This is a genomic window from Parasphingorhabdus flavimaris (assembly GCF_013371215.1).
GTDB lineage: Bacteria > Pseudomonadota > Alphaproteobacteria > Sphingomonadales > Sphingomonadaceae > Parasphingorhabdus > Parasphingorhabdus flavimaris.
In genome coordinates, this window is the sequence record NZ_JABWMH010000002.1 from 17,576 (window position 1) to 38,067 (window position 20,492).

The 20,492-nt window shown below is 56.8% G+C and carries 15 protein-coding genes and 4 pseudogenes; 12 read left to right on the forward strand and 7 right to left on the reverse strand.

The features are described from left to right. Positions 1 to 9: 9 nt before the first annotated feature. Both HUO14_RS04800 and HUO14_RS04805 read right to left on the reverse strand, forming a co-directional pair. Positions 10 to 1,593, reverse strand: coding sequence for a class I adenylate-forming enzyme family protein (locus HUO14_RS04800; RefSeq protein ID WP_176278796.1), 1,584 nt, complete (start codon positions 1,591 to 1,593; stop codon positions 10 to 12). Between the two features lie 68 nt (positions 1,594 to 1,661). After that, entirely contained in the window at positions 1,662 to 2,504 is an 843-nt protein-coding gene (locus tag HUO14_RS04805) for an alpha/beta fold hydrolase (RefSeq protein ID WP_176278797.1), read from the reverse strand. Positions 2,505 to 2,633: 129 nt separating this feature from the next. Between HUO14_RS04805 and HUO14_RS04810 the strand changes: the two genes are divergently transcribed. Next, the gene (locus HUO14_RS04810) at positions 2,634 to 3,425 is read left to right on the forward strand and encodes an SDR family NAD(P)-dependent oxidoreductase (RefSeq protein WP_176278798.1); all 792 of its coding nucleotides are present in this window, start codon (positions 2,634 to 2,636) and stop codon (positions 3,423 to 3,425) included. 43 nt (positions 3,426 to 3,468) lie between these two features. On the opposite strand, the gene HUO14_RS04815 is transcribed toward HUO14_RS04810, so the two are convergent. Further along, on the reverse strand, positions 3,469 to 4,233 hold the full coding sequence (locus HUO14_RS04815) for an IclR family transcriptional regulator (protein ID WP_176278799.1): 765 nt from the start codon (positions 4,231 to 4,233) through the stop codon (positions 3,469 to 3,471). A 240-nt stretch (positions 4,234 to 4,473) separates the two neighbouring features. Between HUO14_RS04815 and HUO14_RS04820 the strand changes: the two genes are divergently transcribed. The 3 genes from HUO14_RS04820 (at position 4,474) to dmpG (ending at position 7,304) form a co-directional block, all read left to right on the forward strand. Beyond that, entirely contained in the window at positions 4,474 to 5,265 is a 792-nt protein-coding gene (locus HUO14_RS04820; RefSeq protein ID WP_176278800.1) for a fumarylacetoacetate hydrolase family protein, read from the forward strand. A gap of 81 nt (positions 5,266 to 5,346) precedes the next feature. Next, positions 5,347 to 6,264, forward strand: a complete 918-nt coding sequence (locus tag HUO14_RS04825; RefSeq protein ID WP_176278801.1) for an acetaldehyde dehydrogenase (acetylating) — start codon at positions 5,347 to 5,349, stop codon at positions 6,262 to 6,264. Next, positions 6,264 to 7,304: a 4-hydroxy-2-oxovalerate aldolase gene (dmpG, locus tag HUO14_RS04830; RefSeq protein WP_176278802.1), complete on the forward strand. Its 1,041-nt coding sequence runs from the start codon at positions 6,264 to 6,266 to the stop codon at positions 7,302 to 7,304. The genes HUO14_RS04825 and dmpG overlap by 1 nt, the downstream gene beginning before the upstream one ends. On the opposite strand, the gene HUO14_RS04835 is transcribed toward dmpG, so the two are convergent. Next, positions 7,209 to 7,727, reverse strand: a complete 519-nt coding sequence (locus tag HUO14_RS04835) for an AMP-binding enzyme (protein ID WP_176278803.1) — start codon at positions 7,725 to 7,727, stop codon at positions 7,209 to 7,211. The genes dmpG and HUO14_RS04835 overlap by 96 nt on opposite strands. A 42-nt stretch (positions 7,728 to 7,769) precedes the next feature. Then, positions 7,770 to 8,852, reverse strand: a pseudogene (locus HUO14_RS16255) (class I adenylate-forming enzyme family protein); the annotation flags it as partial. Between the two features lie 160 nt (positions 8,853 to 9,012). On the opposite strand from HUO14_RS16255, the gene HUO14_RS04850 reads away from it, so the two are divergent. The 6 genes from HUO14_RS04850 to HUO14_RS04875 all read left to right on the forward strand — a co-directional run bounded on the left by HUO14_RS04850 (position 9,013) and on the right by HUO14_RS04875 (position 14,656). Next, positions 9,013 to 9,987, forward strand: coding sequence for an NADPH:quinone oxidoreductase family protein (locus HUO14_RS04850; protein ID WP_246255371.1), 975 nt, complete (start codon positions 9,013 to 9,015; stop codon positions 9,985 to 9,987). A 152-nt stretch (positions 9,988 to 10,139) separates the two neighbouring features. After that, the gene (locus tag HUO14_RS04855) at positions 10,140 to 10,439 is read left to right on the forward strand and encodes a hypothetical protein (RefSeq protein WP_176278806.1); all 300 of its coding nucleotides are present in this window, start codon (positions 10,140 to 10,142) and stop codon (positions 10,437 to 10,439) included. A 52-nt stretch (positions 10,440 to 10,491) separates the two neighbouring features. Next, on the forward strand, positions 10,492 to 11,310 hold the full coding sequence (locus HUO14_RS04860; RefSeq protein WP_176278807.1) for a DODA-type extradiol aromatic ring-opening family dioxygenase: 819 nt from the start codon (positions 10,492 to 10,494) through the stop codon (positions 11,308 to 11,310). A gap of 36 nt (positions 11,311 to 11,346) precedes the next feature. Continuing rightward, positions 11,347 to 12,666 carry an aromatic ring-hydroxylating dioxygenase subunit alpha gene (locus tag HUO14_RS16475; RefSeq protein ID WP_176278808.1) on the forward strand — a complete coding sequence of 440 codons (1,320 nt, stop codon included), beginning with the start codon at positions 11,347 to 11,349 and terminating at the stop codon, positions 12,664 to 12,666. After that, positions 12,632 to 13,231, forward strand: a complete 600-nt coding sequence (locus HUO14_RS04870; RefSeq protein ID WP_176278809.1) for a 3-phenylpropionate/cinnamic acid dioxygenase subunit beta — start codon at positions 12,632 to 12,634, stop codon at positions 13,229 to 13,231. The genes HUO14_RS16475 and HUO14_RS04870 overlap by 35 nt, the downstream gene beginning before the upstream one ends. Before the next feature lie 198 nt (positions 13,232 to 13,429). Next, the gene (locus HUO14_RS04875) at positions 13,430 to 14,656 is read left to right on the forward strand and encodes an NAD(P)/FAD-dependent oxidoreductase (protein ID WP_176278810.1); all 1,227 of its coding nucleotides are present in this window, start codon (positions 13,430 to 13,432) and stop codon (positions 14,654 to 14,656) included. Between the two features lie 421 nt (positions 14,657 to 15,077). On the opposite strand, the pseudogene HUO14_RS04880 reads toward HUO14_RS04875, so the two are convergent. Further along, a pseudogene (locus HUO14_RS04880) lies at positions 15,078 to 16,314 on the reverse strand (IS256 family transposase). A gap of 57 nt (positions 16,315 to 16,371) precedes the next feature. Between HUO14_RS04880 and HUO14_RS04885 the strand changes: the two are divergent. Together HUO14_RS04885 and HUO14_RS04890 are read left to right on the forward strand one after the other, a co-directional pair. Next, positions 16,372 to 16,686: pseudogene (locus HUO14_RS04885) on the forward strand (toprim domain-containing protein); the annotation flags it as partial. 321 nt (positions 16,687 to 17,007) lie between these two features. Beyond that, complete coding sequence (locus HUO14_RS04890; protein ID WP_176278811.1) at positions 17,008 to 19,719, forward strand: TonB-dependent receptor; 2,712 nt, start codon at positions 17,008 to 17,010, stop codon at positions 19,717 to 19,719. An 87-nt stretch (positions 19,720 to 19,806) separates the two neighbouring features. Here HUO14_RS04890 and HUO14_RS04895 read toward each other — a convergent pair. Continuing rightward, positions 19,807 to 20,432: pseudogene (locus HUO14_RS04895) on the reverse strand (transposase); the annotation flags it as partial. Positions 20,433 to 20,492: the final 60 nt, after the last annotated feature.

The following is a 20,492-nucleotide window of genomic DNA, read 5'->3' on the forward strand; positions in this document are numbered from 1 at the left end:
GGAACTAACTTATTTCGAAGCATTTCGTTTCTGCATGAACTGCTTGGCCATCTCTCCCAGTCGTCTCTTGTCCGGCTTGCGGGCAGGAGTTTTCGGAAGTTCGTCAAGCACGACGACGGCTTGAGGAATCTTGTAACTGGTGAGACGTTCGGCGCAGTGGCTCAGCAAGACTTCTTCCGTCATGCCGGAGTCCGGCCCGGTGGCCACGAAGGCGATAGGCACCTCGCCCTTGCGATCGTCCGCCACGGAAACCACCGCAGCGTCCGAAACCTCGGGAAGCAGCGAAAGCACTTCCTCGATTTCGCTCGGATAGACATTGAACCCGGCGACGATCAGCATGTCTTTTTTGCGATCAACGACCGCCAGAAAGCCGTCCGGTGTCGTGAAACCGATATCACCGGTGGGGAGCCAGCCGTCTTCAGCCACGGGAGGTAGCCCCATGTAGCGGTCGATCACCCGTTCGCCCCGGATCAGTATCTCGCCATTCTCGTTTGCGGGCAGCCGCTTGCCGCTGCCGTCGAGCGCGGCGATGGCTACTTCTATGCCTGGCAGGGGAAGCCCGGTGGTGCCGTATTGATGCGTGCCGTCGAGTGGCTGCGCGGTGAGTGGGCCGCCTTCGGTCATGCCGAACGCCTCAAGGATCGGTAGGCCGGTCTTGGCCTCCCACCGCGACAGGGTTTGCCGGGAAAAGACCGAACCGCCTCCCGGGCACAGCCACAGGGCGGAAAGATCAGCTTCCGGGGCCGCAAGCAGGCCCTGATAGATCGCTGCCGGACCGCCGCTGAACACGCTGACCCGATGTTCCTCCATCAAACGCGCGACCAGATCCGGCTGAAAGCGGGGTACGATGATGAGGGGCGAGCGGCCATAGACCGGGTTGAAGCAGCCCATGTGTGTCCCCCACACATGGCTGATCGGGGCGACATTGAGCCACACCTCTTCCTGATCGCGCGTCGGCCATGCCGTATGCATCGCCTTGATGATGCTCATTTCCGATCGGTGGCTGCGCTGCACGCCCTTCGGCGTGCCAGTCGATCCGCCGGTGAACATGATGATGCAGGGACTGTCGCCCGTGATTTTCACCTCAGGCCGAGTGGGCTGGGTGTCGAGCAATTGCTCGATTGCAATGCCACCTTCGCCCACGGTAATCAGCTGCGCATGGGCATTGTCGGCGGCTTCCCCGGCAACGTTGGAGTTACGCTCACCAGCTAGGACCAGACCGGGCGGCGCTATCTCGAACAGTGCACCCAGTTCGCGCGGGGTATAGTCGGCGTTGACCGTCGAAATTTCCGCGCCGGCGCTTAGCGCGGCGTAGATGGCGACATTGGCCTCGATCGAATTCGGAATGCAGATCGCGACGCGCCCTGAAGGCGGGACAATCTGACTGATCCGCGCCGCGAGACCAGCCACCGCGGCGCCAAACTGCGCGTAAGAAAGGCTTCTGCCGCCTTCGACCAAGGCAAGCTGGTCCGGGCACGCCTCTACGGTGTCCCAGAACATGGTTACGACATCGGAATATTCTTTCCGCGTAAAAACAGGATCGCCTTCACTGAGGCGACGAAGTATCTCGGATCTGGTTTTCGATTTCTGCATAAAGTACCATCTTAGGAGGAAGCTGAGTTGAGGGCGGATTGAAACGCGCTTGCGAGTTTGCTAGGCGTTCAGTTGTTGCGGAAAAAACCCCGGACCTGTTCAAGGAACTGTTCCTCGCGTTCCAGTTGCACCCAATGGCCGCACTGACCAAATACGTGCATTTCCGAACGCTTGAGGTGCTCGTGCATACGTACCGCCACCTGCAGCGGGATCATCTTGTCTTCCCGCCCGTGAAGGATCAGCACCGGCACGGTGATCGCATCAAGCTGCTGCAGCGGGATGCCTTTCACGATGCGCGACCCCTTGGCATTCTGTTCCTCGCCGGGCTGCAGTTTGCGGATGGTTTCTTTACCGCTGGCGATCTCGGCGACGCGCAACCGCGCGGCGACGGCCTCGTCGGTGACGATCGACGGATCGTAGGGAAAGGCCTGCATCATTGCGCGCATGGCATCCATGCTGGGTTCGAAGGTCCGGCTGTTCGCCAGACCTTGGGTCTGCTCGAACTCGCCCGCTGGGGTCCCCATGAGAACGAGCGAGCGCACCTTGTCGGAGTGATTAGCCATCATCCCAAGCGCCAGCGCGCCGCCGAAACTGTTGCCAACTAGTATCACTCGATTGAGGCCCATGGCGTCGATGAAGCCCGCCAGATGCCGGGTCCACAGCTTGATCCCCGGTTTTTCGCCTTCGGGCAAAGGGCTGAAGCCAAATCCCACGATATCAGGGGCCAGAACCCTGTGCGTTTCGCCAAGGCGAGGCAGGATTCCTTGCCAATTCTGCCATGCCGTGACGCCCGGACCCGAACCGTGAAGGAGGATCACTGGATCGCCTTCACCGTGTTCATGATAATTCGTCTGGATACCGTCGACGTCTATCGAAGCCCCGATATCGGGGAGCCTCAGATTACTGGACATATCTCTCTCCACACCACGCAATTTGTCAAATTCTTGTGAAATATCTGTTGCGAGACCTTCGCAGAAATGTCAATACGTAAGAGTATGGTTTGCCAAAATGGGCATGAGCCAAAAATCAGAGGGTGAGAAATGGTGGAGATTCTATCGGGACAGACTGCGGTGATCACAGGGGCTGCTTCGGGCATCGGAGAAGCGGTGGCCCTGCGCTTCGTAGAAGAGGGGGCGAATGTGGTAGCCTTGGATCGCAATGCGGATGCGCTTGCCGACCTGGCGGATCGTTTAGGCGATCGGTGTGCGGTCGTGGCAGGCGATTGCACTGAGGCCGAGATCTGCAGACGCGGGGTCGCGCTCGCGCTGCAAAAATTCGGCAAGCTGGACTGCGTGGTCGCGAATGCAGGCGTGTACGATTGGTACAAGCGAATAGATCGGATGGGCACGGCCGATGTGGAGACCGCGTTCGAGGAACTGTTCCGCATCAATGTACTTTCGACCTTATTGATCGCACGATCCTCCGTCGAGGCGCTGCGGGAATCGGGTGGCTCCCTGATAGTGACCTGTTCGAACGCCAGTTTCAGGGCTGGCGGCGGCGGGACGCTCTATACCGCAAGTAAGTTTGCGCTGCGCGGCGTGGTCTATCAGCTGGCCTATGAATGGGCGCCGCATGTGCGCGTCAATGGAGTCGCTCCGGGCGGGACGGTGACCGGCCTGTCGGGTCTCGCAGCGCTGGAGAGTTCTTCGCGTCGGCTCGATTCTGAAGAACGGACCGTTGAAATGGTAGCGAAGGCATCGCCGCTAGGAAGAGCCGCCGCGGCAGATGATCATGCAGGGTGTTACGTGCTGCTTGCGTCCCGACGCGACGGCAAGAACCTCAACGGAACGATCCTAGTCAGCGACGGCGGGCTCAGTTCGAGAATGGGATAGGTGCATTGGCCAAGTTCAGAGCCCGTTTTCCAGCGCAGCGACCCTACGAAGCCCGCAGCATGACGGAGATTGCCTCCGCCGCCTCGACGATGCTCGGCAGGAGCGTGAGCAGCCTCTCCTCCGCCTCTTCGAAATTTTCGTCGGTGCACACCTCGGTGACCGAAACTGCCGCCATCAGCCGCCCGGTCCGATCCTCTATCGGCACCGCAAGACAGCGCAATTCGGAATATATCTCACCCCGGTCCATCGCCCAGCCTTGCCTGCGCACGTCGCCGATCTCCTTCCGCAAGGCATCGGCCTGCGAAATGGTGTTCTGCGTCAGAGGGACGAAATCGTCTGGAGCCAGATACTCCTCCAGCTGATCGTGAGCGAGCTGGGCAAGCAGCATCTTGCCGACCCCGGTGCAATAGGCCTCGAGTTCGGTCATCTCCTGCGAGGGGGTACGCGAATATCCAGCATCGGCCTTGACCAGGTAACGGACCAGATTGTTCCGGAAAACACCCAGATGCACCGTGTGCTTGCAGGTCTTGGCAAGATCCGCGATGATCGGACGGGTAGCGCTGGTGATGATGGAATCGAGATCCACGCGCGCTCCAAGTTCCAAGCTGGCGATGCCGAGCAGGTAGCGCCCCCGCCCGTGCCGCAGCACGTATTTGCGCGCCACCAGTGGCCGCAGCAACCGATGAGCGGTCGAAAGAGGTATTCCGGAAGTTTCGGATATTTCCCTCACCGTCAAAGGTGACGATGAAAGGCACTCAAGCAAGTCGAGCAATCGCTCGGCAACCGATGTACCCGCCTCTTCATTCATCTCGGCTCTTCCTCTCACAGGGTGAGGCTCTAGACCAAAAGGCACGGTTGTCAAGGCTGGTAGAATGGGGAAAGTTGGCCCAATGTTCTGATGAATGATCAATCCGAAAGCTTTCAGTAAACGGTAGATTTGCGAACTCATCCAATTTGTGGCTGATGATGCAATAGATCGTGGCTGGAAGGGGTGAGCCGATAAGTAACAGCTGCGCAATTTTGCGTTCATTTGGGAGAGTTTTAGGCAATGACAATTGAACCTTCGATCATCACTTCACTGGGCGATGAGCTTTACGATGCCCTGATCGCCGGTGAGACGATCCCCAATCTTCGGGACCGGAATCCGGATATAGATATCGTCGATGCTTACCGCGTTCAGGAACGCTTGATTGCGCGGCGGCTGGAGACCGGTGAGGAAATCATCGGCAAGAAGATCGGGGTTACGTCCAAGGTGGTCCAGGAGATGATCGGGGTATTTGAACCTGATTTCGGCCAGTTGACCGATGCCATGTTGGTTGCCGATGATGCCACAGTAGAGCGCAAGTCTCTCATCCAGCCAAAGGCCGAGGGAGAGATCGCCTTTATCCTGAAGCATGACCTGACAGGGCCCGGCGTGACGGCGGCAGATGTTCTTGAGGCGACCGAATATGTCACCGCCTGTTTCGAGATCGTCGACAGCCGCATTTGCGACTGGGACATCCGGATTCAGGATACTGTCGCCGACAATGCTTCATGCGGGATTTTCGCAATCGGCACGCAGCAGGTCGATCCGCGCGACATTGATCTTGCCAGCGTGAGCATGAAAATCGACTGCAATGGAACCGAGGTTGCGAGCGGCGTCGGGGCCGCGGTCCAGGGTTCGCCGCTCAACTCGGTCGCGTGGCTCGCCAATACGCTGGGTCGTCTCGGCATGCCGTTCAGGGCAGGCGAAATTATCCTTTCCGGGGCGCTTGGCCCGATGGTCGAAATCTCCGCCGGCGACACGCTGCTGCTCAGCCTTAGCGATGGTCTCGGAACCTGCCGCCTGACCTTCACCTAGGCCGCCCCTGGCGGGGGTAGAGGCCGACCGCAAGCGTTCAAGTACTCGCGAACAAGCTCAATTCAACTGAAAGAGGAAGAGATGGATAAAATCAAATGTGCAATAATCGGGCCGGGAAATATCGGCACCGATCTTCTATACAAACTGCTGCGTTCCGAGGTTCTCGAACCGGTCTGGATGGTGGGCATCGAACCCGGGTCCGAAGGTCTGGCCCGCGCGAAAGAACTGGGGCTCAAGACCACCGCAGAAGGGGTCGACGGGTTGGTTTCCCATGTGATTGAGGATGGGGTTCAGATCGCGTTCGATGCGACCTCGGCCTATGTTCATGCGGACAACAGTCGCAAGCTCAATGAACTTGGTGTCCTGATGATCGATCTGACGCCCGCTGCCATCGGCCCGCTGTGCGTCCCGCCGATTAATCTGAAAGACCTTGCGGGGCGCAAGACCATGAACGTCAACATGGTCACCTGCGCCGGGCAAGCCACGATCCCGATGGTCGCCGCGGTCAGCGGTGTGCAGGAGGTGGAGTATGCCGAAATCATCGCCACCGTCGCTTCGAAGTCGATTGGCATGGGCACGCGCAAGAATATCGACGAGTTCACCCGCACGACCTCGGCTGCGGTAGCAGAGGTTGGAGGGGCGGCGAAAGGCAAGGCGATCGTGATCGTGAACCCGGCGGAACCACCGCTTATGATGCGCGATACCGTCTATTGCGAAACCGTCGACGAACCCGACCAGGAAGCTATCACCGCCTCCGTCCACGAGATGATCGCGGCGGTACAGCAATACGTGCCCGGCTACCAGTTGAAAAACGGGCCGACTTTCGAAGGTCGCAAGGTGTCGATCTTCCTCAAGGTGGAGGGACTTGGCGATTTCCTTCCCAAATATGCCGGAAATCTCGACATCATGACAGCGGCCTCTGTCCGCACCGCCGAAATGTTCGCTCAGGACATTCTGGATGGCCAGCTTGAACTAGAACCCGTGATGGAGAACGCATAATGACGCTGGATGATCAGGTCAGAGGCCGCAAACTGAAGCTGCATGACATGTGCCTGCGCGATGGCATGCATTCGATGCGCCATCAAATCACCCTGGACCAGATGGTCGACATCGCTTCGGGACTCGACGATGCCGGAGTGCCCCTGATCCAGGTCACTCATGGTGACGGGCTGGGGGGATCGTCTCTCAACTACGGGCGCGGCCTGCATACGGATCGCGAGTATATTTCGGCAGTGGCCAAGGTCGTGAAGAATGCGACAATTTCGGTCCTTCACGTCCCGGGCATCGGCACACTGGATGAATTGCGGATGGCCGCCGATTGCGGGGCAGGGTGCGTCCATGTGGCCTCGCATTGCACCGAGGCCAACGTCACCGAACAACATATCGGCCTGGGGCGCGAACTCGGTCTTGATACGGTCGGCTTCCTGATGATGGCCCATATGACCTCGATAGATCATCTGTTCGAACAGGCATTGTTGATGGAAGGATACGGGGCGACGACGATCTATTGCGTGGATTCGGCCGGCTACATGCTGCCCGATGACGTGACGGCTCGCATAGGCGGGCTGCGCACAGCCTTGAAGGATGCGACAGAGATCGGTTTTCATGCCCATCACAATCTCGGCATGGGTGTGGCAAATTCGCTGGCGGCCGTGGCGGCGGGCGCGGATCGTATCGACGGTTCGGCGGCCGGGCTGGGTGCCGGGGCGGGCAATACGCCGCTGGAACTAATGGCCGCAGTCAGCGAACGGATGGGTATCAAGACTGGCGTCGACCTGTTCAAACTCATGGACGTAGCCGAAGACCGGGTGCTGCCGATTATGCCGCAGCCGCCCCGTGCAGACCGGGATTCTATCACCCTCGGCTTTGCGGGAGTCTATTCGACCTTCTTGTATCAGGCCAAGGAAGCAGAGCGGAAATACGGCCTGTCCGCGCGCGACATCCTAATTGAATTGGCTCGCAAGAAGATGATCGGCGGACAGGAAGACATGATCGAGGACACGGCGCTGTCGATGGCCAAGGAACGCGACTTGGTCTAGCCTTGGTTCGGTGATGAAAGGGGCCGGGTGGCGGCGCAATTCCGCCGCCCGGTCACTTCGCCCCGTTCCGCGCGGGGCGAGGCCTTCGCGCTTGCGCAGGCCCTGCCGCGAAATCTTCATTTTCTCATTGCGCGGAATTTCGGTTGCGATCGACAGGATCGTGGGAATTTCCATCGGGGAAAGCCGCCCGGAGAGAAACTCCTTGAGATGCTTGAGATCAAGCTGCTCGCCTCGTCGCAGACTAACGATCATCCTTGCAGTCTCATCTCGGTAATCCTCGGGCACGCCGATGACCGCCGCCTCCCGAACGGCGGGATGGCCCAGCATCGCGCGCTCCACGTCGGCAGGGTAGATATTGAAGCCGCCAGCGATGATCATGTCCTTCAGCCTGCCGTTAACGGCGGCAGGCCCGTCTTCGCTCATCGAACCGAGAACGCCGCTGCGGAAGAAACCGTCGACGAATTCCTACTCGCTCGCTTCCGGATTACGCGAGTATTCCTTCATCACCAGCGGGCCGCGCAGACAGATTTCGCTAACCGCCGCCCGCTGACGGGGATCGTCTGTCTTGCGGGTTTCCAATTCGGTGAAGGGCAGGCGAACATCGGTGCATTGCGCATGCGTGCGTTCGGGCGGCGAATAGTCGACCGCCCGAGCGGTTTCGCTCATGCCGTATAGGGTCGTGATCCAGTGGTCGGTCGCCTCCAGGAACCTCTCCTTCAGTTCTCCTGGTACCGGTCGCGCGCCGCACTGGACGCATTTCATGCCCGACCAGTCGATCGGCCGCTCACGGGGCACCTTCAGCAGGGCGATGGCCATGGTAGGGGCCAGCAGAAGGATGGTGATCTGTCGTTCTTCGACCAGTTCCAGGGCATTCATTGGATCGAAGTGCGGTAGAGAGACCAGTTCTTCGGCCGGTTGCATTGTGAAATTCTGGACCGGCTCGATCCCGCCCGCGTGGGTCGCCGGGGCTGCCGAAAGCATAACTTCCCTGCCGTGTTTGAGCTAAGGATACCAGCTGACCATTTAGGCCGAATTGTACTGCAGATTGTAAGGGGTGAGGACTGCGGCCTTGGGCGTGCCGGTGGTACCGCCCGTGAATTGGAGCAGGGCGGGCTGTGCGACGGGGTCGAACGTGATCCGATTCACTGATCCACCGGCCGTCAGTAGGTCGGCTATGGTCTGCAGGAACGATGCCATCTCAGATTCTTGCAGCGCGATTGCCTCGCGCGGACCCTGTGTGAAGGAACCGACCAGCAGGGGCACGGGACGGCTGATGCGTTCGCGTATCTGGAGAGACTTGGCGAGCGGCCCGGGCTCATCGAAGGTCACGATGGCTTTCAGGCCCCTATCGACACATTGCCTGGCTAGCCGATCGGCACTGTATAACGGATTGCGCCCGACATAGACCGCGCCGATATGGCATATCGCGAAACAGCTGAGCGTGAACACGGTATGGGGCAGACCCATATAATCTTTGCGTTCCCCCGGCTCGATACCCATTCGAGCGAGTACGGCCTCGATGCTTGACGCAAGTTCGACGACCTCGCCGTAAGAAAGCGACTACACCGCCAGCGCGAGACATGGCCGATGCGGCATTGCTGGCTGACATGATTAAATTCCACCTTTTGCCGATTGGGCTTGTCAGATAACAGTCATTTCCATACTTATGCGAATGGATATTTTGTAAGGGGTAATTGATTTGAAGAAGATGCTGGCTTGGGTCGTGAAGGAATATGGCAAGCCGGAGGATTTGGTGTTCGATCGGATTCCCGTTCCCTCGTTGGAACAAGGCGGTCCGAATCCGGTTGATACCCTGGTGAAGGTGGAGGCCGCAGCGCTCAATTTTGCTGACGAAATTGCTATCGCGGGCCGCTATCAGGACCGTATCGAGCCGCCGTTTGTCCCCGGTAACGAGCTTGCTGGAACAGTCGTGGAGACCAGCGCAGGCTCGCGGTTTCAGCCTGGAGACAGGGTTGCTTGTCAGGTTCGCAGCGGTGCCTTCGCGGAATATTGCGCGGTTGCATCAGACCGATTGATGGCGATCGGAGACATCGATGCTCGTGCCGCCGCTGCGCTTCCGGTTTCTTACACCACGGCGCATGTCGCCTTGTTTCAGAAAGGCAATCTGACTGCGGGCCAGACGGTCCTGATCCACGCTGCGAGTGGCGGTCTCGGGGTCGCAGCGACCCAGCTTGCCCGGTCCGCCGGAGCCCGCATCATTGCCACGGCTGGGTCGGAGGAAAAGCGCCGTTTCGCAATCGAAAATGGCGCGGACCATGTTATCGATTATCGCAAGCCGGATTGGTACAAAGAGGTCAAATCATTGTCTCCAAATGGCGTCGACATCGTGGTTGATCCGGTCGGCGGCGCAACTTCGGAACAGAGTTTGCGGCTGCTCGCCTGGCAGGGAAAACTGCTCATATGCGGCTTCGCGAGCGGCGAGATACCAGCGCTGAAGGCGAATTACATGCTGGTAAAATCAGCCAGCGTGCACGGCGTCTACTGGAGCTTTGACCGCGATCCCGACGAAATCCGCGCGATCCAGCAAGAACTGGTCGAGCTTTGTGCCGCAGGTGGGATTCGCCCGCTGATTCGAGATGTCTATCCAATGGGTGAAGTGGTCGCGGCGATGAAGGCGCTACGGTCGCGAGAGACAGTCGGCAAAGTTGTGCTGTCCTGGTAGCGCCATAGCCGCAGGAAAGCGCAAAAAAATAGGTAAGTCGGCGGCCCTAAATTGCCAAACCATACGCAAGGGTATTGACTCATTCCTGCCAATGCCTAAAAAGACACTGGGGATTATCCCCGTCGTCGCAATGCAAAAAGAAAGCGAATGGGATGAGCTACGGGGCTGTCGAGCAATTGTTTTATGACGTGAGTACTTCACGTAACCGGAAGGAAGCATTTCGCGAAGATGCCGGAGAAGTCGCGGGCAAATATGCACTCAGCGAGACCGAACGCGAGATGGTTATTTCTATGCAGGTAGAAAACCTGTTCGAATACGGAATCAATCCGATGCTCTTGATGGGCTTTTGGACCAGCGTCCGCGGGCCGCAATCAATGCCCGAATATCTTGCCCGGGTTCCCAAGCTTGCATCACGGTTGGAAGCGTCGAGCGGCGGTAAGGATAGTTTGTAGTTTGCGCGACATCACGTCGCCGAGTTTTCGACACACAGGAGAGAGTTGTTAAATGGCGAATATCGTTGGCGGCTATATAATGCCGCATGACCCCTTGCTGTTCGTAAATCCGCAGAAGAAGGAGCGCGATCACCTTCTCGCGGCCTATTCCCGGATATGCGATAAGGTTCGCGCATCGGGCGCGACCAAGGCGATAATTTTCGGCGCCGACCATTACATTCTGTTCGGCCCGCGTTGCCTGCCGCAATTCCTCATTGCTACCGGCGAGCTGCATGGTCCGATTGATCGGCTGCCAGGCGTAGCTAATGCACCGATTGCGAGCGATCCGGACTTCGCCAACTACCTTGTCAATCACGCCCATAACAATGGGTTCGACGTATCCGTCGCGCGCGATCTGGGCGTGGATCATGCAATCGGCGTTCCGGCCCAACTTGCCCTTCCGACCGACGGATCGGTTCAGACCGTTCCCGTTTACATGGCCAGCGGCGTCGAGCCATATGTTCGCCTTCAGCGGGCGTATGAGTTCGGGCAGATGGTGCGCGATGCGGTTGGAGGCATGCCGGGTGACGAACGCGTTGTGCTGATCGGTAGCGGTGGGATCAGCCACTGGGTCGGCACAGGAGAAATGGGCCGAATCAACCCCGAGTTCGACAAGAAGGTCCTCGATGCCATCGTGTCCGGCGACCCGTCCACGCTGCTTTCGATGACCGACGAAGAGATCATGCGCGACGGGGGCAATGGGGGCATGGAAATCCGCCATTATCTAGCGGTGATGGGAGCCCTTCCGGCTGGCCGGGGGGAAGTGTTTATTTACGAAGCCTGGTCGGGCGGTGTCACTGGCCTAGGCTTTGCCGAAATCCTACCGGCCTGATGGCGGCAGGAAAACCAATTTCAATAGGAGAATGGGGTGACAAACCTATCCACAAAAACGGACGATAAAGCGGAACTCGCCTCCAAGGTCAACGACTGGGTTGATGCGGAAGAAGGTTACATTGATCGCCGGATATTCTGGGACGATGCGATCTACTCGCTCGAGCTCGAGCGAGTTTTTGCACGCTGCTGGATTTTCGTTGCGCACGATTCGCAACTGCCAGAGGTCGGGGACTTCCTAACTACTACAATAGGGGAGGATGCGGTCATCGTTTCGCGCGGCGAAGACGGCAAGATTCACACTTTCCTCAATTCCTGTTCCCACCGCGGCAACCGCGTGTGTTTTGCCGAAGTTGGCAAGGCCCGCCGTTTCACATGTAATTTCCACGGCTGGTCATACGGCCTCGACGGCAGTCTGAAGAGCGTCAGCCGACCAAAGTCCTACGATGGTAAGTCCAATTTCGATAAGTCTCGGCTCGGCCTCCACCAGGCGCGGGTGGAGAGCTACAAGGGCATGCATTTTGCCTGCTTCGATCCGGACGCACCCTCGCTAGAGGAATATCTGGGCGACTTTCGCTGGTATCTCGACGTCATTCTCGACAATGACGAAGGCGGCATCGAATTTATCGACGGCAACATCAAGTCCCGCCTCAAGTGCAACTGGAAGTTCCCAGCAGAAAACTTCGTAGGCGATTCCTACCACGCTCCATGGACGCACAGTTCGGCTCTCATCGCCATGTTCGGCAAACAGCCGACGATGCGGCCCGATCGTTCCTATCACGCCAACGCCAATGGCCACGGGTGGGAGTTCGGCCTGGATTTCATCGGCAACGCGGCCACGCTCAATTCGCCGCAAATCCTCGAATATCTGCGTGAACACGAGGCGAAGTTTGCCGAACGGCTGGGGAAGGTCCGCAGCAGGATGGTCGCCTCGCTCAGTTCGGCCAATGTTTTTCCGAACCTGTCCTTCCTGGCCGGGCACAACACCTTCCGCACGTGGAACCCAAAAGGTCCGAGAGAAACGGAGCTTCATACCTGGGTATTTCTGAACGCCAATGCCCCGGAGGAACTAAAGAAAGAATATCGCCGCGGCGTGATGCTGACTTTCTCTCCAGCAGGGGTCTTCGAGATGGACGACGGTGAGAATTTCGAAAATTGCACCGCTGTCAATGCAGGTGTCGTCACGCGGCGACAGAAACTCCATGCTGGAATGGGCCTCGATTCGCGTATCGAACACGAGGAACTGAAGGGCAATGTCCATCAGAGCCAGATCAACGAAGCGAACCAGCGGGCGTTCTACCAACGCTGGGCCGATCTAATGAATGCAGAAACCTGGGCCGACGTACCAGTCCGCTAAATACCAGTTTGAGGTGACCGTGAACCAAGCCGAAAAAATCGAAACCCGCGAACATCGTGCAGTTTCCGTCGATCTAATTATCGAAATTCAGCAATTTCTCTATCGCGAAGCCCGCCTACTCGACGGCGAGCATTTGCATGAATGGCTGGAATTGCTGGCAGACGACATCCACTATTGGATTCCAGGGGTGCAAACACGCTACCGGAATGACGACGCCAAGTTCAGTCCCACAAGGATGGCCTTTTTCGACGACGATCTCGAATATCTCAAGATTCGCGTAGCCCGCGCCAAGCAGCCCTCCGCATGGGCTGAAGACCCGCCGACCCGGCACTTTCATCTTGTGAGCAATATCGAGGTCGAACTGACCGATACCCCCACCGAATGGACCGTTCATTCACTAGTCATCAACAATCGCCACCACGCGGAGGATGACGAGATGGAGCTGAAGGCCAGACGCGTCGATCTGATCAGGCGGGATACGGACGGCTCGCTGAAACTGGCCCGTCGTAAAGTGATCCTGCAGCAGACCGTTTTGCAAGCGAAGAATATTAACACATTCCTTTGATTTGCATAGCTCGCAATTCGCATGCTGTATCGTTGCCTTTGGGTACCGATCCTGAAGAGCGTTATTAAGGATCGGGGTAGCTTCTTCAGACACGGCTCTTGTATGGCATGGGCCGACGACTTTCGCGAACCGACTGAACACTCAATGCATGCTTGCCGCTGTGGGGTCATGATTATTCTGTAGGAGGAGGGTTAACAGATGGAGAAATACGATGTTCTGATCGTCGGCAGCGGACATGGCGGTGCTCAGACTGCCATTGGGCTGCGTAAGCAGGGTTTCCACGGAAGCATCGGATTGCTCGACCGCAGTCGTGCCCTCCCCTATGAAAGACCGCCACTTTCGAAGGAGTATCTCTCCGGAGAGAAAACCTTCGAAAGGATACTCATTCGACCCGAGAAATTCTGGCGGGATAGGGATGTACATCTGCTAGGCGGGAGCAATGTTTCTTCACTCGATCCTCTGGTGAAAACAATTTCCTGTGGCAACGGTCAGGAATATGCATACGAGCAGCTTGTTTGGTCAGCGGGTGGAGATGCCAAGCGCCTTATCTGCGATGGATCGGACCTACGGGGCGTACACACGGTGCGCTCCAAGGAGGATGTGGATGCTTTGATCGATGACATGAAAGCAGGAACAGAGCGGTGTACGATAATAGGAGGTGGCTACATTGGCCTGGAAGCGGCAGCAGTATTTCGAAAACTTGGCCATGAAGTCGTCTTAGTAGAAGCTTTCAATCGTGTGCTTTCCAGAGTCACTGGTCCCGAAGTTTCCCGCTTTATTCAAAATGAGCACGTGAGCAGAGAAGTAAAAATACACCTCGAATCGGGCGTCCGCTGCATCGAGGGAGACGGGGGACTTCTGACTGGCGTTGTGCTCGAAACAGGCGAGGTGATTCAGACCGATATCGTTCTCGTCGGCATCGGGATCGAACCATGCATTGATGCATTGGCCAAGGCAGGCGCGGAAACCGCGAACGGTGTCGTAGTCGACGAATACTGCCAAACTACACTACCCGGTGTGTATGCAATCGGGGATTGTGCTGCACACATAAATCCGTTTGCGGACGGCCAGCGCATTCGGCTCGAAAGTGTCCAGAATGCCAACGACATGGCGAGCGTCGTCGCGAGTGTGATTTGCGGCAACTTTGAACCATATCACGCAACACCTTGGTTCTGGTCCGATCAGTATGACTTGAAAATTCAGACGGTAGGACTGAGTGCGGGATACGATGACTCCGTGACACGTGGTGATCCATCCAATCGGTCCTTTTCCATTGTATATCTGAAGAATGGAAAAGTCGTGGCGCTCGATTGCGTTAATTCCATGAAGGACTATGTGCAGGGTAGAAGGCTTGTCGAGACGGGATTGGTAGCGGCACGTGAAGACCTTGCCGATACTTCGCGCCAGCTTAAGGAATTGCTTTGAAGTCCGGCGGATAGCCGATTCAACATGTCCACTATGATCGAGACCGCGCGAAAGTTCGAACCAATGGCGATACCTTCGACATTAGGAAGCGTAAGAAGGTCAAACTCCTTGCGGTACATCGTCTGCCAATGATCGTCAAAGAGGCCAGTGATCGGTCCGTCGCCCGGCGTGAAGAAATTATCGGATAGCGCCGACATCACGAGAGGGTCGGTGTCCTGATATGTGGCCGAACATTGTGGCGCTGTTTGGCAGAAAGTCGATTCTCTAACGGAAACTACAACCCGTCACGATCATGTGTCATGGCCAGCGATCGGCAGTGAGCGGCAAGGAGGCGCTCGATATTGTGCGGACGTGATTCCCTATGAACGGCCGCCGCTCGCGGGAGTGTCAGTAATTTCGTGTGTGGTGGGGCGGTTGAACATTATGCCGTCTTGGCTTTGATGAAGCGTTCGCCGAAGATAACTGCGAACTGTGCTTTTGCCATGGTCCACTCACGAAGTGGCATCTTCCACTCTTTTTCTGGTCTGTTCAAGACCAGATAGAGCAATTTTGTTGCCGCCTCGTCATTGGGAAAATGACCTCTGGCTCTGATCGCTCGCCTGAGCTTTGAGTTCAGGGCCTCGATAGCATTCGTGGTATAAATAATTTTGCGCACCGCCTCGGGAAAGGCGAAAAATGGAACCACCTCATTCCATGCTCGCCGCCAGCTCTGGGCAATGGCGACATAGCGCAGGCCCCATTCGCTTGCTTCGAAGGCAATCAGCGCGTCTTCGGCAGCCTTGGCATCGACGGCGCGATAAATGGCCTTGAGGGCCGTTGCCAGTGGCTTGCGGTCTTTCCACGACACAAAATCCATGCTGTTGCGTAGCAAATGGACGATGCATGTCTGCACGACGGCTTCGGGAAATACCGCCGTTATCGCATCGGGAAAGCCCTTGAGACCATCAACGACTGCCAGCATGATATCCTCGGTGCCCCGGTTTTTAAGCTCGTTCATAACGCGCAACCAGAATTTGGCACCTTCATTTTGTTCAATCCACAGGCCGAGAACCTCTTTGCGGCCATCAGCGCGGACGCCAAGCGCGATATGAATAGCTTTGCTGCGAACCATGCCTTCATCGCGGATCTTGACGCGAATGGCGTCGAAAAACACCAGTGGATAGGCCGGATCAAGCGGCCGCTGCTGCCAGGCGGTAACTTCTTCCAGCGCTGCGCGTCTTCCCGTGCCCCCGGCACGGAGCGATGCTCGCCGTCGGTGACGGTCGAGATCAGGTCAGGCGATACGTCGATGCCGTATAGTTCGCGCAGATGCCCGGTGATCTCCCTCGTGCTCATCCCGCGCGCATACATTGAGATAATCTTGTCATCAAAGCCAGGGAACCGGCGCTGATATTTAGCAATCAACTGCGGATCAAAGCTGCCCTCGCGGTCGCGCGGCACCTCAATCTCGATTTTGCTGCTATCGGTGATGACACGCTTGCGGCCATAGCCATTGCGGCTGTTGCCTACCTGTTCATCGCCACCCAGATGATAATCCATCTCGGCATTCAACGCCCGTTCGGCGAGCGCCTTCTTCAACGAATCCAGCAATCCGCCTGATCCAGCGCAGAAGCTGCATCCGATCATGCCAATAGTTGATCCAGTAACTCTGCCGGGATCGTCGGCTCTTTGCGTCGTCACATAGTGGGACTCCTTTTACCCATTATGCCCCACCGCGGCTGTTTCCCGGAAAATTCCATGTGCTCGGCGGGCGGTTGTCAGCGCTGGACGGCGTGCGACCCGAAGACATTGCGATCGACAAGCTGATCAAGCGCGTCGAGCAGGGCGGGATTGACGAAGTCGTTCTGGCGATGAATGCCACTTTGGAGGGTCAGACGACGGCCCATTATATCGCCGAGCGATTGGAAAATTATCCCGTGAGACTCAGTCAGCTGTCGCACGGGATACCGGTGGGCGGTGAGCTGGACTATCTCGATGAGGGGACTCTGGCGCAGGCGTTGCGCTCTCGACGGCCGATAAATAGTGATTGACCCGGTTTCGGTCCAAGCAGTGTTTGGGACGGCCAAAAATTTGCCTGGAAACCATCCAAAATGCGGGGAGATCAGGCCGCGCCAGCTATGACGCTACGTCATCCTGCTCTTATTAATTATTCTCTGTTTCCAGAAGATGCGGGCCATTGGATGTTGGAAGCAAATCGGCTGCTCATTTGTTGCGCCAAAAGTGCCGCATAGGCTGACAATAAAGCCACAGTTTGCAGAAAACGGTGCATTGATGCGAGATTTGGCTATCAAATGTGACGGGCTAGGCTATCATTAATGAGGATAAAAAATAAATTTTCAGGAGAGCATGTTATGAAATTAGCGTTGAATCTATCTGCGTGCGCATTTGCACTTGCAGCAATCACCACCGCCCCCGTTTATGCACAGACGCAATCGGATGCCGCCGACCAAGTTGACGGAAGTGATGAGGGTGCCGTCGATAATAATGTGATCGTGGTGACCGCACAGGGCCGGTCGCAAGCTTTGTCCGATGTTCCTATTGCTGTTTCGGCCATTAACGCGGAACAATTGCAGAAGAGTGGGGCAACCGACATTCGTGAGCTCAACCAGCTTGCGCCTTCATTGCTTGTGTCATCGACCGGAAACGAAGCCAATGGCTCTGCCCGTATTCGCGGTATCGGTACCGTGGGTGACAACCCCGGACTGGAAAGCTCCGTGGCCGTGTTCATCGATGGTGTCTATCGTTCGCGTAGTGGTAATGCGCTCAGCGAACTTGGCCCGATTGATCGGATCGAAGTTCTGCGGGGTCCGCAAGGAACATTGGGTGGCCGCAACTCTTCTGCCGGTATGATCAGCATTACCACTGCCGCCCCTGAATTTACATTCTCAGGACATGCCGTAGCATCCTACGGCAATTACAACCAGATACGTCTGGAAGGGGGCATTAATGGCCCGTTGAGCGATACGATTGCTGCGCGCGTCGACGGCGTTTATTTGAAGCGCGACGGCTTTTACAATGATGTTGTAAACGGAACCGACGTCAATAACAAAGACCGGTTTCTTGTGCGTGGCCAGCTGTTGTTTGAGCCAAAGGATGGACTGACGGTCCGGGTGATTGGTGACTATTCAAAGAAAGACGAATCCTGCTGTGCAGCGACGTTCGTCCAGCCTGAATTTGCGCAGCGGGCAAGAGTAAGCCCGGGACTTGATCCTTTCGCTCTTCCACAGCCTGGTGCGCCCGCTCTTACCGACACGGCGAATCCGATCATACCGGTGCTGTTGGCGCTCGGTCAAAACAGCAACGCGCTTACGCAAAGTACGTTCAACCGGGATATCTATGTCACACCCGGTCGTTCATATGCCGGTGAGACGGAGGATTTTGGCGCTTCGGTTGAACTCAATGCCGAACTGGGTGAGATGAACTTCACGTCGATCACCGGATATCGTGAATATTCCAACTTTCAGGGTAATGATACCGATTACACACAGGTAGATATCCTTTATCGCGAGCCGAATGAAAATGCCGGTGCTCGTGAGTTTAAAACCTTTACGCAAGAACTGCGACTGCAGGGTTCGGCGTTCGACGACAAGCTGGATTGGTTGGTCGGCGGTTTTTACGCCAACGAAAAGCTTGAGGTACGAGATAATCTGCGCTTTGGTTCGCAATATGGTGCCTTCGCACCATGCCGCATCGTCAATGCCATCAATCCGGCTTTAGCATCTCCAACCAGCTCCGGTTGCCTGAGTGCAGGCGGCAGAGCGGCACTGGCAGGTGCGTTCGGACCAGCGACACCGTTGATTTTTGCCGGTCTCGATAATCTGGCACAGATTAATGACAAGGGAACGGTGCTCGACACGTATAATCAGAAAAGCGAAAACTTTGCTTTTTTCACCCACAATATCTTCCACGTTACCGACAAACTCGATCTGACGTTGGGGCTGCGCTACACCAATGAAACAAAGGATTTTAACGCGGCCTTTACCAACGACAATACGATGTGTCCGATTCAACGCGCGTTGTTCACGCCGTTACTCAGTACTGGGGTTGCTCCTTTGGCAGCCGGTCTGATCGGCCTGTCATGTCAGGGCAATTCAACTTCCGAACTGGATGGTGTAACCTTGGCTGATAGTCGGAGCGAGAATGAATTCACGGGTACGGCTATCCTGTCTTACAAGCCGGTTGACGATTTGATGCTGTATGCCAGCTATTCGCGCGGCTACAAGGCTGGCGGTTTCAACCTCGACCGGTCTGCGTTGACCAGTTCAACGCTGGCCAATCCGGCATTGGCGGGCAGCACCGCCAATCTCCAATTTGACCAGGAGACGGTGAACGCCTTTGAAATTGGCGGAAAATACTCGACCCGGGAATTTTCGCTGAGCGTTGCTGCGTTCCGTCAGCAGTTTGACAGTTTTCAGCTCAATACATTCAATGGCTCCACTTATGTGGTTCAGAATGTAAACGCGTGTAGCGATGATCTCGGTGGTGCGGATCGCGATGCCAGCGGCGCAACGGGCAATTGTACCCCGGATAACGTCAAATATGGCGCTGTCGCGCAGGGTGTCGAACTGGAAGCGTCCATCAATCCCGTCAGACATGTAAATGTCTCTATGGGGCTGACATATACCGATACCAGCTATGAAAATAATCTGGTTGGCCGTGATACTGGCTCTCCACTCGATCCGGCTTTGCGCCTGCTGCCAGGCGACAATCTGTCGAACGCGCCTGAAATCACAGCGACCGCATCGCTGTCCTACACGCCGCCAATCGGCAACAGCGGATTGACCGGGTTGTTTTACATCAACGCCCGTACCACCAGTGACTATAACACCGGTTCGGATTTGCTTTACGGCAAGGAACAGGACGGGTTTACGCTGGTAAATGCGCGTATTGGTATCCGTGGTCCTGACGATAAATGGGCGATCGAAGGCTGGGCACAAAATGTCTTCAATGTTGGTTATTCGCAGGTTGCGTTCAACACGCCATTTGTCGCATCGCAGCAGACCTATTCGGCCTTCCTTGCGGAACCAAGAACCTATGGCATCACATTGCGTGGCCAGTTCTAACACTACTTTGGCAGATTTGTGAGCGAGCGATGAGAGATGCAGTGTCCGCACTGTGGGCACGTCAGATCAGGAGGTTTGGCGAGGCGTTCAATGATGGTCTGCCTGATCGTCGGCAGGCTCGGCTGTGGTGGCGACCCGGCGATTCTTTTTTCCCCCTTGGCCTGCTTGAGGAGGCGGGATTGCAGGAAGGCCAAGGCAATCATCGACATCAGCGCATGTCGGTGAAGCCCCTTCCATGATCGGCCTTCGAAGTGATCGAGGCCGAGCTCTTCCTTGAGTTGCTGATGTCCCTGTTCGCAGACCCAACGGGCCTTGATGGCTCCGGCAAGCGGCTTGATCGGCGTGTCGGAGGACAGGTTGGGGAGGTAGTATTTGCGCTCGCCGGTTGAGCGATGTGCGCCGACCAGCCACACTTCCTCGCCGGGCAGATGTTGCGCGCCACTGTTCCGGATGCGTTGAGGCGGGCCATCGGCAACTCGCACGCGAACGGCGGCGAAGCGTGCCGAGAGCAGCCCCTTGGTTCCGCGCCGCCAACTGACCTTGCGCCACTTTGCTACCTCCAACATCGCCTTTGCCGATACCGATGTAGCGTCGGGAATGTGCCGCTTGCGGGGGCGACCACGCCCGGCGACGGGAAAAATCATCGCCACGTCGGCGGGATAGACTTTCTGCTTGTACGGGATGCCGACGGCCCATGTGAGGCCGCGTGCACTTGCCCAACATTGATACGTATTGAGGGGCCACACCCACGTAAGCGTGGCGAGGACCTTCCA

Bases quoted from the DNA above. Each gene is read 5' to 3' on its own strand.
- HUO14_RS04800 (WP_176278796.1), bottom strand. From the start codon at position 1,593: ATGCAGAAATCGAAAACCAGATCCGAGATACTTCGTCGCCTCAGTGAA.
- HUO14_RS04805 (WP_176278797.1), bottom strand. From the start codon at position 2,504: ATGTCCAGTAATCTGAGGCTCCCCGATATCGGGGCTTCGATAGACGTC.
- HUO14_RS04810 (WP_176278798.1), top strand. From the start codon at position 2,634: ATGGTGGAGATTCTATCGGGACAGACTGCGGTGATCACAGGGGCTGCT.
- HUO14_RS04815 (WP_176278799.1), bottom strand. From the start codon at position 4,233: ATGAATGAAGAGGCGGGTACATCGGTTGCCGAGCGATTGCTCGACTTG.
- HUO14_RS04820 (WP_176278800.1), top strand. From the start codon at position 4,474: ATGACAATTGAACCTTCGATCATCACTTCACTGGGCGATGAGCTTTAC.
- HUO14_RS04825 (WP_176278801.1), top strand. From the start codon at position 5,347: ATGGATAAAATCAAATGTGCAATAATCGGGCCGGGAAATATCGGCACC.
- dmpG (WP_176278802.1), top strand. From the start codon at position 6,264: ATGACGCTGGATGATCAGGTCAGAGGCCGCAAACTGAAGCTGCATGAC.
- HUO14_RS04835 (WP_176278803.1), bottom strand. From the start codon at position 7,727: ATGAGCGAAGACGGGCCTGCCGCCGTTAACGGCAGGCTGAAGGACATG.
- HUO14_RS04850 (WP_246255371.1), top strand. From the start codon at position 9,013: ATGCTGGCTTGGGTCGTGAAGGAATATGGCAAGCCGGAGGATTTGGTG.
- HUO14_RS04855 (WP_176278806.1), top strand. From the start codon at position 10,140: ATGAGCTACGGGGCTGTCGAGCAATTGTTTTATGACGTGAGTACTTCA.
- HUO14_RS04860 (WP_176278807.1), top strand. From the start codon at position 10,492: ATGGCGAATATCGTTGGCGGCTATATAATGCCGCATGACCCCTTGCTG.
- HUO14_RS04870 (WP_176278809.1), top strand. From the start codon at position 12,632: ATGCAGAAACCTGGGCCGACGTACCAGTCCGCTAAATACCAGTTTGAG.
- HUO14_RS04875 (WP_176278810.1), top strand. From the start codon at position 13,430: ATGGAGAAATACGATGTTCTGATCGTCGGCAGCGGACATGGCGGTGCT.
- HUO14_RS04890 (WP_176278811.1), top strand. From the start codon at position 17,008: ATGAAATTAGCGTTGAATCTATCTGCGTGCGCATTTGCACTTGCAGCA.